The sequence below is a fragment of the Pseudomonas sp. B21-036 genome (genome assembly GCF_024748925.1).
In the GTDB taxonomy this organism is placed as follows: Bacteria; Pseudomonadota; Gammaproteobacteria; order Pseudomonadales; family Pseudomonadaceae; genus Aquipseudomonas; species Aquipseudomonas palmensis.
On the sequence record NZ_CP087178.1, the window covers coordinates 5,258,282 to 5,271,765 of the forward strand.

Consider the following 13,484-nt stretch of genomic DNA (forward strand, 5'->3'; position numbering starts at 1 on the left):
GCTTGACCCGCGATACGCCCGCTACAGCACCACCGTGCGATTGGCGTTCAAAAACACCCGCCGCTCGATGTGATACCCCACCGCCCGCGCCAACGTCAGGCATTCGATATCGCGCCCGCGGGCAATCAGGTCTTCAGGGTAGTGGCTGTGATCCACGGCTTCCACGCCCTGGGCAATGATCGGGCCCTCGTCCAGGTCGTTGTTGATGTAATGCGCAGTGGCCCCCACCAGCTTCACGCCCTTGTTGTAGGCCTGGTGATACGGCTTGGCGCCCTTGAACCCCGGCAGCAGCGAGTGATGGATGTTGATCGCCCAGCCATCCAGGCGTCGGCACAGCTCCGGCGACAGCACCTGCATGTAGCGCGCAAGGATCACCAGCTCGGCGCCGGACGCCTCGATCACCTGCAGCACCTTGCGCTCCTGCGCCGGCTTGTCCTGCGGGTCGAGGGCAAAGTGGTAATAGGGGATGCGGTGCCAGTGCGCCAGCGGCTCCAGGTCCGGGTGGTTGGAAATCACCGCCACCACGTCCATCGCCAGCTGGCCGATGCGCTGGCGGTACAGCAGGTCGTTGAGGCAATGATCGGCCTTGGACACCATGATCACCACCTTGGGCCGGTGCCTGGGCGCAGTCAGCTCGAAGGTCATGCCGAACGCTTCGCCACGGGCGGCCAGGCCTGCGCGAAAGGCCTGCTCGTCGAATGCCTCGGGCTGGCGAAACTCCACCCGTATGAAGAACCGCGCCGACAGCCGGTCATCGAACGAATGATGCTCGGTGACGTAGCACTGCTGCTCGTACAGGTAGCGCGTCACCGCGTCCACCGTACCCAGCAGGCTGGGGCAGTCGGCGGTAAGGATCCAGGTGTCCGGCGCACGGCTCATGAGGCGATGCTCAGGCCATGTTCGGCGCAGGCATCCTGCAGCCACAGCCACCAGTAGTCGCTGAAGCTGCGCCGGATCAGCAACTCCCAGGTGTCCTCCCCGGTGCGCCGGATCACCAGCTGGGACTTGGCGAACACCGTGCCCACCGCCTTGCCCACCGGGAAGTTGTTGGGGTGCACGTCGTAGCTGGTGGACTTCATCAGCACCTCGCGCACCCTGGGCCCGCTCAGTTCGAGCAGGGTCTGCCCGCCGCTGACGTTGACCACCTGGATGTGTTGCCCGTCGAGGGCTTCGCGCAGCTTCTGCTCGGCGGCCAGCTCCTCGCCACCGGGCACGATCAGCAGCCACTCGTCGGGGCCCATCCACTGCAGCGAGGCCTCGCCGCTGGCGACCACGGTGAGTGCGACCGGCAGTTCCAGGCCCAGCGCTTGTTGCACGCCGCTGACGAAAGCCGGGTCGTGGGCGTTGCCGCGCAGGGTCAGGTGGCCGAGGAACTTCTTCTCGCGCAGGGTCACGCCGGGGTTCTTGCGGCCCTTGCCGACCAGGCTGGGCAGGTCGGCGTGATGCAGGGGTGATTCGGCCCTGGCGTCAGTCTCGGGGCGTTGCGGGTAGACGTTGATTGCGCTCATTACATACCTGCCTTGAATTCAGTAGTGCTGTGATCTCTTTGTAGGAGCCGGCCTTGCCGGCGAAGGCCGCGACCCGGTTGCAACCCGGTGCGCGGTGGTCGCTTCGCCAGCAAGGCTGCTCCTGCAACCATCAGATGTTCTGCCGCTCACCCTTCGGATCAAAGAACACCGAGGCGCAGATCTCGGCCTCGATCACGCTGCCATCGGCCTGCGGCGAAAACACCCGCTCGCCCATGCGTTTGAGCCCGCCCTTGACCACCCCCATGGCAAACGAATAGCCCAGCGAGTTGCTCGCGTAGCTCGAGGTCACGTGCCCCACCATGTCCATCGGAATCGGCTGTTTGGGGTCCAGCACCAGCTGCGCGCCCTCGGGCAACCACTGGCTCGGGTCCACCGGCTTGAGCCCCACCAGTTGCTTGCGGTTCTCGCGTACGCAGTCTTCCCGGTTCATGCCGCGCCAGCCGATCCACGAGAACGGCTTGGTGCGCCCCACGCACCAACCCATGTTCAGGTCGTCCGGGGTCATCGAGCCGTCGGTGTCCTGGCCGACAATGATGAAACCCTTCTCGGCGCGCAGCACGTGCATGGTCTCGGTGCCATAGGGGGTGAGGTTGTACGGCTTGCCGGCGGCGACGATCTGCTCCAGCACGCCCATCGCGTAATTGGCCTGCACGTTCACTTCATACGACAGCTCGCCGGTGAACGAGATGCGGAACACCCGCGCCGGCACCCCGCCCACCAGGCCCTCCTTCCAGCTCATGAACGGGAAGGCGTCCCTGTCCAGGTCGATGTCGGTCACTTCAGCCAGCAGCTTGCGGCTGTTGGGCCCCGACAGGGTCAGCGTGGCCCAGTGGTCGGTGACGGAGGTGAAGTACACCTTCAGCTCCGGCCATTCGGTCTGCTGGTAGATCTCCAGCCATTGCAGCACCCGCGCCGCGCCGCCGGTGGTGGTGGTCATCAGGAAGTGGTTGTCGCCCAGGCACGCGGTCACGCCATCGTCGAAGACCATGCCGTCTTCCTTGCACATCAGGCCGTAGCGCGCCTTGCCCACGTCGAGCTTGGTCCAGGCGTTGGTGTAGATGCGGTTGAGGAACTCGCGGGCGTCCGGGCCCTGGATGTCGATCTTGCCCAGGGTCGAGGCATCCAGCAGGCCGACGCTGTCGCGCACCGCCTTGCATTCGCGGGCCACCGCCGCCTGCAGGTCTTCGCCGCCGCGGGGGAAATACCACGGGCGCTTCCACTGGCCGACGTCCTCGAACTCGGCGCCGTTCTTCACATGCCAGGCATGCAGCGCGGTGAAGCGCACCGGCTCGAACAGGTGGCCGCAATGGCGCCCGGCCACCGCGCCGAAGGTCACCGGCGTGTAGTTGGGGCGAAACATGGTGGTGCCCATCTGCGCAATGCCGATGCCCAGCGAGCGTGCGGCGATCGCCAGCCCGTTGATGTTGCCCAGCTTGCCCTGGTCGGTGCCGAACCCCAGCGCGGTGTAGCGCTTGACGTGCTCCACCGACTCGAAGCCTTCGCGGGTGGCCAGTTCGATGGCGGCCGCAGTCACATCGTTCTGCTGGTCGACGAACTGCTTGGGTGCCCGCGCGGTGTTGCGGTCATGGGGTACCTGGAACAGCGCCACGGTGGGCTCCTCCGGACGCACCAGCACCTTGGGCAGGACGCCCTCCACTGCCTTGAAGCCGGCCTCGGTGGCCGCACGCACGCCGCCTTCGAAACCGTCGGCCAGCGCATCGCCCAGGGCGAACACGCCATTGACGCCACCCACGCACACGCGCTTCTGCGGCGCTTCGCCGGGCACGAAGCCGAGAATGTCGTCGCGCCACAGCGGCTTGCCGCCCAGGTGCGAAGCCAGGTGCACCACCGGGCTGTAGCCGCCCGACGTCGCCACCAGGTCGCAGTCCAGCCATTCGCCGGGGCTGGTGACCTGGTGTGCGGCCACGTCGATGGCTGCCACCCGCGCTGCCGTCACATGCTTGCTGCCGCGCGCCTCGATCACCGCGCTGGAGGTGAGGATGCGAATGCCCTTGGCACGTGCCTCCTCCACCAGCGAGCCACGCGGGTTGTGCCGCGCATCGGCGACCGCGACCACCTTGAGCCCGGCGTCGTGCCAGTCCAGCGCCACGCGATAGGCGTGATCGTTGTTGGTCGACAGCACCAGCTTGCGCCCCGGCGCCACGCCATAACGGCGCACGTAGGTAGATACCGCGCCGGCGAGCATGTTGCCCGGCACATCGTTGTTGCCGTACACCAGCGGCCGCTCGTGGGCACCGGTGGCCAGCACCACACGCCCGGCGCGCACACGGTGCATGCGCTGGCGCACCTGGCCGATGGGTGCGCGGTCGCCCAGGTGATCGGTGAGGCGCTGGTGGATCGTGAGGAAGTTGTGGTCGTGGTAGCCGTTGACCGTGGCCCGCGCCAGCAAGGTGACCTCGGGCATGCCCTGCAGCTCGTCGATCACCTTGGCCACCCACTCGGCGGCGGGCTGGCCGTCGAGGGTTTCGCGGGTATCGAGCAGGCTGCCGCCGAACTCCTCCTGCTCGTCGGCCAGGATCACTCGCGCCCCGCTGCGCCCGGCTGCCAGTGCCGCAGCCAGCCCGGCGGGGCCTGCGCCCACCACCAGCACATCGCAGTGGTGGTTCATGTAGTCGTAGCTGTCCGGGTCGTTTTCCAGCGGCGAACGGCCCAGGCCCGCGGCCTTGCGGATGTACTTCTCGTAGGTCATCCAGAACGACTGCGGGTACATGAACGTCTTGTAGTAGAACCCCGGCGGCATCAGCTTGCCGCCGACCTTGCCGAGGATGCCCATCACGTCGGTGTTCACGCTGGGCCAGCCGTTGGTGCTGGTGGCCACCAGCCCGGCGTACAGCGCCTGCTGGGTAGCGCGCACGTTGGGTACCTGGGTGGCCTCGCTGGCACCGATCTGCAGGATCGCGTTGGGCTCTTCGCTGCCGGCGGCGATGATGCCGCGTGGGCGCGAGTACTTGAAGCTGCGCCCCACGATGTCGACGCCATTGGCCAGCAGCGCGGCGGCCAGGGTGTCGCCCTGGTAGCCCTGGTAGCGCTGGCCGTTGAAGGTGAAGTCGAGGACCTGGCTGCGGTCGATACGACCGCCGTTGGGCAGACGATAGCGCTGGCTCATACCTTTTCTCCCTGGCCGGTGACAGCCAGCTGCGGGACGTTTTCCTGGGCGCGCGCCTGGGGCCTGGCACCAATCGGATAGGTTTCGAGAATCTCGTAGGTCACGGTGTCGCGGGTGGCGTTGAAGTACTGGCGGCAGCCCGCGGCATGGATCCACAGCTCGTGGTGCAGGCCGCGCGGGTTGTCACGAAAGAACAGGTAGTCGCCCCACTGCTCGTCGGTGCAGGCATTCGGGTCCAGCGGGCGCGGAATGTGCGCCTGGCCGGCGGCATGGAATTCTTCCTCGGAGCGCAGCTCGCCGCAGTGGGGACAGAAGATGTGCAACATGGAGTGTCTCCTGTTAGTGGGCGACAGCGGCAGCGCCGTGCTCGTCGATCAGGGCGCCGTTATGGAAACGGTCGATGGAAAACGGCTTGGCCAGTGCATGCATCTCGCCGGTGGCCAGGCTTGCGGCGAACACGTGGCCCGAGCCAGGTGTGGCCTTGAAACCGCCAGTGCCCCAGCCGCAGTTGAAGAACATGTTCGCCACCGGGGTCTTGGAGATGATCGGGCAGGCGTCCGGGGTGGTGTCGACGATACCGCCCCACTGGCGGTTCATGCGCACCCGCGACAGGATCGGGAACATCTCGACGATGGCCTGCAGGGTATGTTCGATCACCGGGTACGAACCGCGCTGGCCGTAGCCCACCCAGCCGTCGATGCCGGCGCCGATCACCAGGTCGCCCTTGTCCGACTGGCTGATGTAGCCGTGCACCGCGTTGGACATGATCACGCTGTCGATGATCGGCTTGAGCGGCTCGGACACCAGTGCCTGCAGCGGGTGCGACTCGATGGGCAGGCGAAAGCCGGCCAGCCTGGCCATGTGCCCGGAGTTGCCGGCGGTGACCACGCCCACGCGCCGCGCACCGATGAAGCCCTTGTTGGTCTCGACGCCGACCACCGCGCCGTTTTCCTTGCGAAAGCCGATCACCTCGGTCTGCTGGATCAGGTCCACGCCCAGGGCATCGGCGGCACGCGCATAGCCCCAGGCCACGGCATCGTGACGCGCCACGCCGCCGCGCCGCTGCACGGTGGCGCCGAGAACCGGATAACGGGTGTTCCTGGAGCAGTCCAGGTGCGGAATCTCGTCGGCAACCTGCTTGCTGTTCAGCAGTTCGCCGTCCACGCCGTTGAGCCGGTTGGCGCTGACCCGGCGCTCGGAGTCGCGCATGTCCTGCAGGGTGTGGCACAGGTTGTAGACCCCGCGCTGGGAGAACATGACGTTGTAGTTGATGTCCTGGGACAGCCCCTCCCAGAGCTTCATCGCGTGCTCATAGAGGTGCGCCGACTCGTCCCACAGGTAGTTGGAGCGCACGATGGTGGTGTTGCGCGCGGTGTTGCCGCCGCCCAGCCAGCCCTTCTCGACCACCGCCACATTGGTGATGCCGTGCACCTTGGCCAGGTAGTAGGCGGTGGCCAGGCCGTGCCCGCCGCCGCCGACGATGACCACGTCGTAGACCTTCTTCGGGGTGGGCGTGCGCCACATGCGCTGCCAGTTCTCGTGGTGGCTGAGCGAGTGCTTGAAAAGGCCGAAGCCCGAATAGCGTTGCATGGTCTGTTACTCCACTCAGCGGTAAACCGGAAAATCCGCACACAGTGCCGACACGCTCCTGGCCACGTCGGCCTCGACATCGGCATCGCCCAGGTGGTCGAGGATGTCGCAGATCCAGCCGGCCAGCTCCGTGCACTGGGCCACCTTGAAGCCACGGCTGGTGACGGCCGGGGTGCCGATGCGCAGGCCCGAGGTGACGAACGGCGACTGCGGGTCGTTGGGCACGGCGTTCTTGTTGACGGTGATGTGGGCGCGCCCCAGGGCGGCATCGGCGTCCTTGCCGGTCAGGCCCTGGCGGATCAGGCTGACCAGGAACAGGTGGTTGTCGGTGCCACCGGACACCACGTCGAAACCACGCTCGATGAACACCGCAGCCATCGCCCGGGCGTTGTCGATCACCTGTTGCTGGTAGGCCTTGAAGCCGGGCTCCAGGGCCTCCTTGAAGCACACCGCCTTGGCCGCGATCACATGCATCAGCGGGCCGCCCTGCCCGCCGGGGAACACCGCGGCGTTGAGTTTCTTTTCCAGCGCTTCGTTGGCCCTGGCCAGGATCAGCCCGCCACGCGGGCCACGCAGGGTCTTGTGGGTGGTGGTGGTGACCACGTCGGCATAGGGCAGCGGGTTGGGATACAGGCCCGCCGCGACCAGCCCGGCGACGTGGGCCATGTCGACGAACAGGTAGGCGCCGACCTTGTCGGCGATCTGGCGAAAGCGTGGGAAATCGAGGGTTTTGCTGTAGGCCGAAAACCCGGCAATGATCATCTTCGGCTGGTGCTCGACGGCCAGGCGCTCGACCTCGTCGTAGTCGATCAGGCCGGTGCGGGTATCGATGCCGTATTGCACGGCGTTGTACAGCTTGCCGCTGAAACTGACCTTGGCACCGTGGGTGAGGTGGCCGCCGTGGGCCAGGCTCATGCCCAGCACGGTGTCGCCGGCCTGCAGCAGGGCCAGGTACACCGCGGCGTTGGCCTGGCTGCCGGAGTGCGGCTGGACGTTGGCATAGTCGGCGCCGAACAGCTGCCTGGCACGATCGATGGCCAGTTGCTCGACCTTGTCCACGTGCTCGCAGCCGCCGTAGTAGCGCTTGCCCGGGTAGCCTTCGGCGTACTTGTTGGTCAGGCCGCTGCCCTGGGCCTGCATCACGCGCTTGCTGGTGTAGTTTTCCGAGGCGATCAGTTCGATGTGGTCTTCCTGGCGCTGTTCCTCGGCGTTGATCGCCGCCAGCAGTGCATCGTCGTAACCCTGGATCTGGTCGTGCTTGGTGAACATCGCATCTCTCCCGGCAGTGGCATGGACAGCGCCCTTTGGCTGCGATGGTAGGGCTGGCGCGGGCCGTCCAGATGCCTGCGCACGCCACGCAAAGGTGCGTTTACGACATGGCCCTTGTAGTCGGCGATTTGATAGTTGGTTTAGAGTGCTTGCCTGCGTCGACCACAGGACAGTGCAATGACAGAACAAAGCCAGCAATTTGCCAGCGACAACTATTCCGGCATCTGCCCCGAAGCCTGGGCGGCGATGGACAAGGCCAACCAGGGCCACGAACGCGCCTACGGCGACGACCAGTGGACCGCCAAGGCCTCCGACCACTTTCGCAAACTGTTCGAGACCGACTGCGAGGTGTTCTTCGCCTTCAACGGCACCGCCGCCAACTCCCTGGCCCTGTCGTCCCTGTGCCAGAGCTACCACAGCGTGATCTGCTCCGAGACCGCCCACGTCGAGACCGACGAATGCGGCGCGCCGGAGTTCTTCTCCAACGGCTCCAAGCTGCTCACCGCCCGCAGCGAAAACGGCAAGCTCACGCCCGAGTCCATCCGCGAAGTGGCGCTCAAGCGCCAGGACATCCACTACCCCAAGCCACGCGTGGTGACCATCACCCAGGCCACCGAAGTGGGCAGCGTGTATCGGCCCGAAGAGCTCAAGGCGATCAGCGCCACCTGCAAGGAACTGGGCCTTAACCTGCACATGGACGGCGCGCGCTTCAGCAATGCCTGCGCGTTCCTGGGCTGCTCGCCGGCCGAACTGACCTGGAAGGCCGGCATCGACGTGCTGTGCTTTGGCGGCACCAAGAACGGCATGGCGGTGGGCGAGGCGATCCTGTTCTTCAACCGCAAGCTGGCCGAAGATTTCGACTACCGCTGCAAGCAGGCCGGGCAGCTGGCGTCGAAGATGCGCTTTCTGTCGGCGCCGTGGGTGGGGTTGCTCGAAGACGGTGCGTGGCTGCGCCATGCGCAGCACGCCAACCACTGCGCGCAGTTGCTCAGCGGGCTGGTGGCGGACATCCCGGCGGTGCAGTTGATGTTCCCGGTAGAAGCCAACGGGGTGTTTCTGCAGATGCCGGAGCCGGCACTGGAAGCGCTGCGCGCCAAGGGCTGGCGGTTCTACACCTTCATCGGCAGCGGCGGCGCACGGTTCATGTGCTCGTGGGACACCGACGAGGCACGGGTGCGCGAGCTGGCGGCGGATATTCGTGCGGTAACGCTGGGTCGCTGATGGCCCCTTCGCCGGCAAGGCCGGCTCCTACAGACACCGCCAACCTGTAGGAGCCGGCCTTGCCGGCGAAGCAGTCACCCTGATCTAGAGCCTGAACCCACCCATCTGCCGCGCCAGGTCATCGGCCAGCCCGCGCAACGCCTGGCAATCCACCCGACACGCCTCCACCTGCGCCACCGTCTGGCGCGCCAGGTCGGAAATCCCCTGCACGTTGCGGTTGATCTCCTCGGTCACCGCCGACTGCTCCTCGGTGGCCGTGGCCACCTGCAGGTTCATGTCGGTGATGTGTTCCACCTGCCCGGTAATGGTGGTCAACGACGCTCCGGTCTGCTGGCTCGACGCCACGCCGGTGCCGGTCGCCGCCTGCCCCGCCTGCATCGACGCCACCGCGCTGCCCGCCCCCTGCTTGAGGCGCTGGATCATCTGCTGCACCTCGTCGGTGGACACCTGGGTTCGCTGGGCCAGGGTACGTACCTCGTCGGCCACCACAGCGAAGCCACGGCCCATCTCCCCGGCCCGCGCCGCCTCGATCGCCGCGTTCAACGCCAGCAGGTTGGTCTGCTCGGAAATGCTGCGGATCACCGCCAGCACCTCGTCGATGGACGCCACCTCCTGTGCCAGTTGGCCAACCGCACTGGCCGCCACGCCGATCTCGCCCGACATGCCTTCGATGTGCGCAATCGAGCGCTGCACCACCTCGCGCGCCTGCAACGCTTCGGTGCGCGCGGTCTGCGAGGCGTGCGCGGCCTGGCCGGCATTCTGCGCGATGTCCTGCACGGTGAGGCCCATCTGGTGCACGGCAGTGGCCACCATCTCGGTCATCTCCTGCTGACGATGGGAGCGCCCGGCGGTGTCCTCCACCACCGCGCTCACCTGCCCCACGGCGCTGCGCAGGTGCTCGGTGGTGCGCAGCACCTCGCCGATCAGGTCGCGCTGGCTGTCCAGAAACCGATTGAAACCCCGGGCCAGGTCGCCCAGTTCATCGGCCCGCGACTCGTCCAGGCGCTGGGTCAGGTCGCCACCGCCCTGGGCAATCGCGGTCAGCGCACCGGTCACCCGGCGCAGCGGACGCACGATGCCGCGCGCCAGCCATACCACCAGCAGCAGCGACAGCAACGCCACCGCCGCGCCGATCAGGCTGGTGAGCCACACGGCCTGGTTCACCTGGGCGTAGATCTGCGCCTCGGGCACCTCGGCCACCAGCGTCCAGTTCAGGTCGCGCAGCGGCAGGCTCAGGGCCAGGTAGGTCTCGCCATCGCGCTCGAAGCGGCTCTGCTGCAGGCCCTCGTGCGGGGTCAACGCACGCTGGGCGGCGCCTTCGCCGATCTGCTCGGCCAACTGGCGCTTGCCACTGAACTCGGACTGCGGGTGCACCTGGATCAGGCCATCGCCGCGCACCAGGAACACCCGGCCGCGCTCACCGAAACTGAAGTCGTGGATCAGTTGGGACAACTCGGTCATGCGCAGGCCCAGCCCGGCAATGCCCACCAGCTGGCCGGCTTTTTCCACCCGAAAGTCGATGAACAGCGCCAGGTCGCCACTGCTGATGTCCGTGTCGATATTGAGCAGGCGCGGCTTGCCGCTGTCGATGAACCCGAAGAACCACGAGTCCTTCGGGTTGTCGCGGCTCAAGGTGCGGTCCAGCCCGCCCTGGTTGTAGTAGTGATTGCTGCGCGTGGCGGCGAACAGCGCGGTGAACGCCTGGTTGTGCACACGCACCGACTCCAGGTACTCGACGAACGCACCGGCCTGTTCGGGGGGCTCCCCCGCTGCCAGCCAGTCGCGCAACAGGGTGTTGTTGGCAATGTCGGCCGCCGCCGTCAGAGGCCGGCCCAACATACGCTCGATATCGTTGCGCATGGCCTCGATACTCGCCGGCAGCGCCGTCTCCACCAGGTAGCGCTCGGTCAGTCGATTGACCGCCACGGTGTAGATACCAACCACGATCAGAATGCTCGCCACCAGGGCCGCGCCCATGCTTGCGATCAATTGCCACTGGATACTGCGCCGCCAGAACTGCATGAATTTCCCCTGAGTTAAACCAGCCGTGTACCGCAAACACCAGGCCAATTGTATACAACAGAAAATACAATGCTAGCAGTCAGCCACACTCGGGCCGCTCACTGCCCCCAGGGGTCAGTGAGCCAGCACAGTAAAGAGGGAATGCACGCGAGGGGGAAATCAGCTGTTGCCGATTGTCCGGGCAATGACGTCGACCGTGGCGCTGACTTGCTCTTGATAACGGTCGAGGGCTTCCTGATGTGCCTGTTGCAGTTCGATCTGCTGCGAGCACAGGTTCAGGGCGGCCAGCACCAGCAACTTGTCGCCGATCAGCGACGGGTACTTGCGCTTGGTATCGGCCAGGGAGGCCTTGAGCATCTGCACCGCCTGCGCCAGGGTCTGCTCCTGACCTTCAGGGGCCTTGATCGAATAGTCATTGCCCATTATCGACACGACATTGATCGACTGCGCGGTGGTCTTCATGCGGTAACGGCGCCGCCACCGGCACGTTCAACCAGCGCCTGGATACGCGCGGCGGTTGCACCTTGCTTCTCTTCCTGCTCCATCAGGCTCAGTTGCAGGCTTTCGTTCTCGTCCTTGGCCTGGGCCAGTTCGTCGCTCAGCTGCGCGTTGCGCTCGGCCAGGTCGAGGTTCTTCTGCACCAGGTCGTTGACCAGTTGCTCCAGTTGACTCAGGGATGTTTCCAGCATGATTGCGTTCTCACGGTTTTTCAGGGGGCGCACACGATAAAGAAATCTCACCGCACTCGCCAGGGATATCGGGGCCAGAGCCTCGACCGGGTGCAGATTGACCCGTCGATCGGCAACCGGTTCCAGCGCTTGGTCGGATGCCGGGGTAAAAAAAATGACCGGTGGTTCACATTTAGTTACATGCCCCCTCAAGTCTGCCCTGCTTTGACCGATAGGCAATAAGAGTTGCCCCACGACGCATGGACCGCGCGCATTCCTATTCCCTGCCGGATAAAACCATGTCATTACGTAACATGAACATCGCCCCGCGCGCACTTCTGGGGTTTTCGCTGATCGGCGCCCTGATGCTTGCATTGGGCATCTTTGCCCTCAACCAGATGGGGCAGATACGCAAGGCCGGCGAAGCCATCGAACAGATCAGCGTGCCCAGCATCACCAACCTCGACCAGCTCACCCAACTCACCCTGCGCCTGCGCACGTTGTCCTACCGCCTGCTGCTCAACCGCGAAGCCGCCACCCTGCAGGACACCGTGCAACTGCTGGCCAAGCGCAATGCCCAGATCGACGAAGCGCGCCGGGCCTACGAGCCACTGATCGAAGGCGACGAGGAACGGGGCGCGTACAACCAGTACGTGCAGCTGCTCAACCAGTACCGCCAGCTCGAAAACCGCATGGTAAGCCTGTCGCAGGCCGGTGATGTGGAAGCACTGCGCAGCCTGATCAACCACGACCTGCTCGACAACTCCGAGCAGATCAGCGCAGTCACCGATCGCCTGGTCAAGATCAACACCGATCAGACCCGTGTGACCAACCAGACCGCCGCCACGCAATACGACACGGCCTTCACCCTGGTGATCGTTCTGCTGGTGGCCGCCACCGCACTGACCCTGCTGTGCGCGCTGCTGCTCACCCGCAGCATCGTCAAGCCGATCGACGAAGCGCTGCAGGCGGCCGAGCTGATCGCCGATGGCAACCTGACCAAACCGATCAACACCACCGGTACCGACGAAGCGGCGCGCCTGCTGCACGCCATGGGCAAGATGCAGCACAAGCTGCGCGACACCCTGCAGCAGATTGCCGGCTCCGCCACCCAGCTGGCCTCGGCTGCCGAAGAGCTGAATGCAGTCACCGACGAAAGCGCGCGCGGCCTGCAGCAGCAGAACAACGAGATCCAGCAGGCCGCCACTGCCGTCACCGAGATGACCAGCGCGGTGGAAGAAGTGGCACGCAACGCGGTGAGCACATCCGAGGCATCCAAGCAGGCCACCCGCTCGGCCGGCGACGGTCGCGACCTGGTCATGGAGACCGTCAGCGCCATCGAGCGCATGAGTGCCGACGTGCAAGGTACTGCCGAGCTGATCGGCAACCTGGCCGGCGAGTCGCGTGACATCGGCAAGGTGCTCGATGTGATCCGCGGCCTGGCCGACCAGACCAACCTGCTGGCCCTCAACGCCGCCATCGAGGCAGCGCGTGCCGGTGAAGCCGGGCGCGGCTTCGCCGTGGTCGCCGACGAAGTGCGCGCTCTGGCCCACCGGACCCAGCAGTCGACCAGCGAAATCGAGCGCATGATCGGCAGCATCCAGGGCGGTACCGAACAGGCGGTGAACTCGATGCGCCACAGCACCGAACGCGCCGAGTCGACCCTGAGCATCGCCCGCGGCGCCGGCCTGTCGCTGGAGACCATCACCACCGCAGTGGCCGAAATCAACGAACGCAACCTGGTGATCGCCAGCGCCGCCGAAGAGCAGGCCCAGGTGGCCCGCGAAGTGGACCGCAACCTGGTGAACATCAACGACCTGTCGGTGCAGTCGGCCACCGGGGCGCACCAGACCAGCGCCGCGAGTGCCGAACTGTCTCGCCTGGCGGTGGGCCTGAACGGCCTGGTCGCACGCTTCAGCGTGTAGGTCGCCACCGGGCCCCGGCGCAGTGCGCGCCGGGCGCCCGGCTTTTTCGATCGGCCCCCGCTCGCCGTCGAAAACACTATCTCGTCAGACTTATCTAAAGTTGCTCACAAACTATTCCTAATATTAAGTAGGA

Annotated in this window: 11 protein-coding genes and 2 pseudogenes; 3 read left to right on the forward strand and 10 right to left on the reverse strand. The window is 65.8% G+C overall.

What is annotated here, in order from left to right:
- Positions 1 to 21: 21 nt before the first annotated feature.
- From purU to glyA, 6 genes are all read right to left on the reverse strand, one after another.
- Positions 22 to 879: a formyltetrahydrofolate deformylase gene (gene purU, locus LOY33_RS24000; protein WP_043863639.1), complete on the reverse strand. Its 858-nt coding sequence runs from the start codon at positions 877 to 879 to the stop codon at positions 22 to 24.
- Positions 876 to 1,508: a sarcosine oxidase subunit gamma gene (locus tag LOY33_RS24005; protein ID WP_100634804.1), complete on the reverse strand. Its 633-nt coding sequence runs from the start codon at positions 1,506 to 1,508 to the stop codon at positions 876 to 878. The genes purU and LOY33_RS24005 overlap by 4 nt, the downstream gene beginning before the upstream one ends.
- A gap of 130 nt (positions 1,509 to 1,638) precedes the next feature.
- The gene (locus LOY33_RS24010) at positions 1,639 to 4,656 is read right to left on the reverse strand and encodes a sarcosine oxidase subunit alpha (protein WP_253086220.1); all 3,018 of its coding nucleotides are present in this window, start codon (positions 4,654 to 4,656) and stop codon (positions 1,639 to 1,641) included.
- Positions 4,653 to 4,982, reverse strand: a complete 330-nt coding sequence (locus tag LOY33_RS24015; RefSeq protein WP_043863636.1) for a sarcosine oxidase subunit delta — start codon at positions 4,980 to 4,982, stop codon at positions 4,653 to 4,655. Before LOY33_RS24015 ends, LOY33_RS24010 begins: the two co-directional genes overlap by 4 nt.
- 13 nt (positions 4,983 to 4,995) lie before the next feature.
- A complete protein-coding gene (locus tag LOY33_RS24020) occupies positions 4,996 to 6,246 on the reverse strand; it encodes a sarcosine oxidase subunit beta family protein (RefSeq protein WP_043863635.1) in 1,251 nt (416 codons plus the stop codon).
- Between the two features lie 15 nt (positions 6,247 to 6,261).
- Positions 6,262 to 7,515, reverse strand: a complete 1,254-nt coding sequence (glyA, locus tag LOY33_RS24025; RefSeq protein ID WP_054916001.1) for a serine hydroxymethyltransferase — start codon at positions 7,513 to 7,515, stop codon at positions 6,262 to 6,264.
- Positions 7,516 to 7,692: 177 nt separating this feature from the next.
- Between glyA and LOY33_RS24030 the strand changes: the two genes are divergently transcribed.
- Positions 7,693 to 8,736 carry a low specificity L-threonine aldolase gene (locus LOY33_RS24030; protein WP_043863633.1) on the forward strand — a complete coding sequence of 348 codons (1,044 nt, stop codon included), beginning with the start codon at positions 7,693 to 7,695 and terminating at the stop codon, positions 8,734 to 8,736.
- Positions 8,737 to 8,820: 84 nt separating this feature from the next.
- Here LOY33_RS24030 and LOY33_RS26160 read toward each other — a convergent pair whose 3' ends face one another.
- The 4 genes and pseudogenes from LOY33_RS26160 to LOY33_RS24045 form a co-directional block, all read right to left on the reverse strand.
- Positions 8,821 to 9,558 carry a methyl-accepting chemotaxis protein gene (locus LOY33_RS26160; protein ID WP_370409087.1) on the reverse strand — a complete coding sequence of 246 codons (738 nt, stop codon included), beginning with the start codon at positions 9,556 to 9,558 and terminating at the stop codon, positions 8,821 to 8,823.
- A 123-nt stretch (positions 9,559 to 9,681) separates the two neighbouring features.
- Positions 9,682 to 10,758, reverse strand: a pseudogene (locus LOY33_RS26165) (cache domain-containing protein); the annotation flags it as partial.
- Positions 10,759 to 10,917: 159 nt separating this feature from the next.
- Complete coding sequence (locus tag LOY33_RS24040; protein WP_043863631.1) at positions 10,918 to 11,220, reverse strand: cell division protein ZapA; 303 nt, start codon at positions 11,218 to 11,220, stop codon at positions 10,918 to 10,920.
- Positions 11,217 to 11,447 carry a hypothetical protein gene (locus LOY33_RS24045; protein ID WP_043863630.1) on the reverse strand — a complete coding sequence of 77 codons (231 nt, stop codon included), beginning with the start codon at positions 11,445 to 11,447 and terminating at the stop codon, positions 11,217 to 11,219. Before LOY33_RS24045 ends, LOY33_RS24040 begins: the two co-directional genes overlap by 4 nt.
- A 293-nt stretch (positions 11,448 to 11,740) precedes the next feature.
- On the opposite strand from LOY33_RS24045, the pseudogene LOY33_RS26170 reads away from it, so the two are divergent.
- Positions 11,741 to 12,496 (forward strand): annotated as a pseudogene (locus LOY33_RS26170) (MCP four helix bundle domain-containing protein); the annotation flags it as partial.
- Positions 12,488 to 13,351 carry a methyl-accepting chemotaxis protein gene (locus LOY33_RS26175; RefSeq protein WP_408980709.1) on the forward strand — a complete coding sequence of 288 codons (864 nt, stop codon included), beginning with the start codon at positions 12,488 to 12,490 and terminating at the stop codon, positions 13,349 to 13,351. The pseudogene LOY33_RS26170 and the gene LOY33_RS26175, both read left to right, overlap by 9 nt.
- Positions 13,352 to 13,484: the final 133 nt, after the last annotated feature.

What these genes read in the sequence shown, in the direction of transcription:
- LOY33_RS24020 (WP_043863635.1), bottom strand. Translation starts at nt 6,246, where the DNA reads ATGCAACGCTATTCGGGCTTCGGCCTTTTCAAGCACTCGCTCAGCCAC.
- purU (WP_043863639.1), bottom strand. Translation starts at nt 879, where the DNA reads ATGAGCCGTGCGCCGGACACCTGGATCCTTACCGCCGACTGCCCCAGC.
- LOY33_RS24015 (WP_043863636.1), bottom strand. Translation starts at nt 4,982, where the DNA reads ATGTTGCACATCTTCTGTCCCCACTGCGGCGAGCTGCGCTCCGAGGAA.
- LOY33_RS24030 (WP_043863633.1), top strand. Translation starts at nt 7,693, where the DNA reads ATGACAGAACAAAGCCAGCAATTTGCCAGCGACAACTATTCCGGCATC.
- LOY33_RS26160 (WP_370409087.1), bottom strand. Translation starts at nt 9,558, where the DNA reads ATGACCGAGATGGTGGCCACTGCCGTGCACCAGATGGGCCTCACCGTG.
- LOY33_RS24040 (WP_043863631.1), bottom strand. Translation starts at nt 11,220, where the DNA reads ATGAAGACCACCGCGCAGTCGATCAATGTCGTGTCGATAATGGGCAAT.
- LOY33_RS24005 (WP_100634804.1), bottom strand. Translation starts at nt 1,508, where the DNA reads ATGAGCGCAATCAACGTCTACCCGCAACGCCCCGAGACTGACGCCAGG.
- LOY33_RS24010 (WP_253086220.1), bottom strand. Translation starts at nt 4,656, where the DNA reads ATGAGCCAGCGCTATCGTCTGCCCAACGGCGGTCGTATCGACCGCAGC.
- LOY33_RS26175 (WP_408980709.1), top strand. Translation starts at nt 12,488, where the DNA reads ATGCAGCACAAGCTGCGCGACACCCTGCAGCAGATTGCCGGCTCCGCC.
- glyA (WP_054916001.1), bottom strand. Translation starts at nt 7,515, where the DNA reads ATGTTCACCAAGCACGACCAGATCCAGGGTTACGACGATGCACTGCTG.
- LOY33_RS24045 (WP_043863630.1), bottom strand. Translation starts at nt 11,447, where the DNA reads ATGCTGGAAACATCCCTGAGTCAACTGGAGCAACTGGTCAACGACCTG.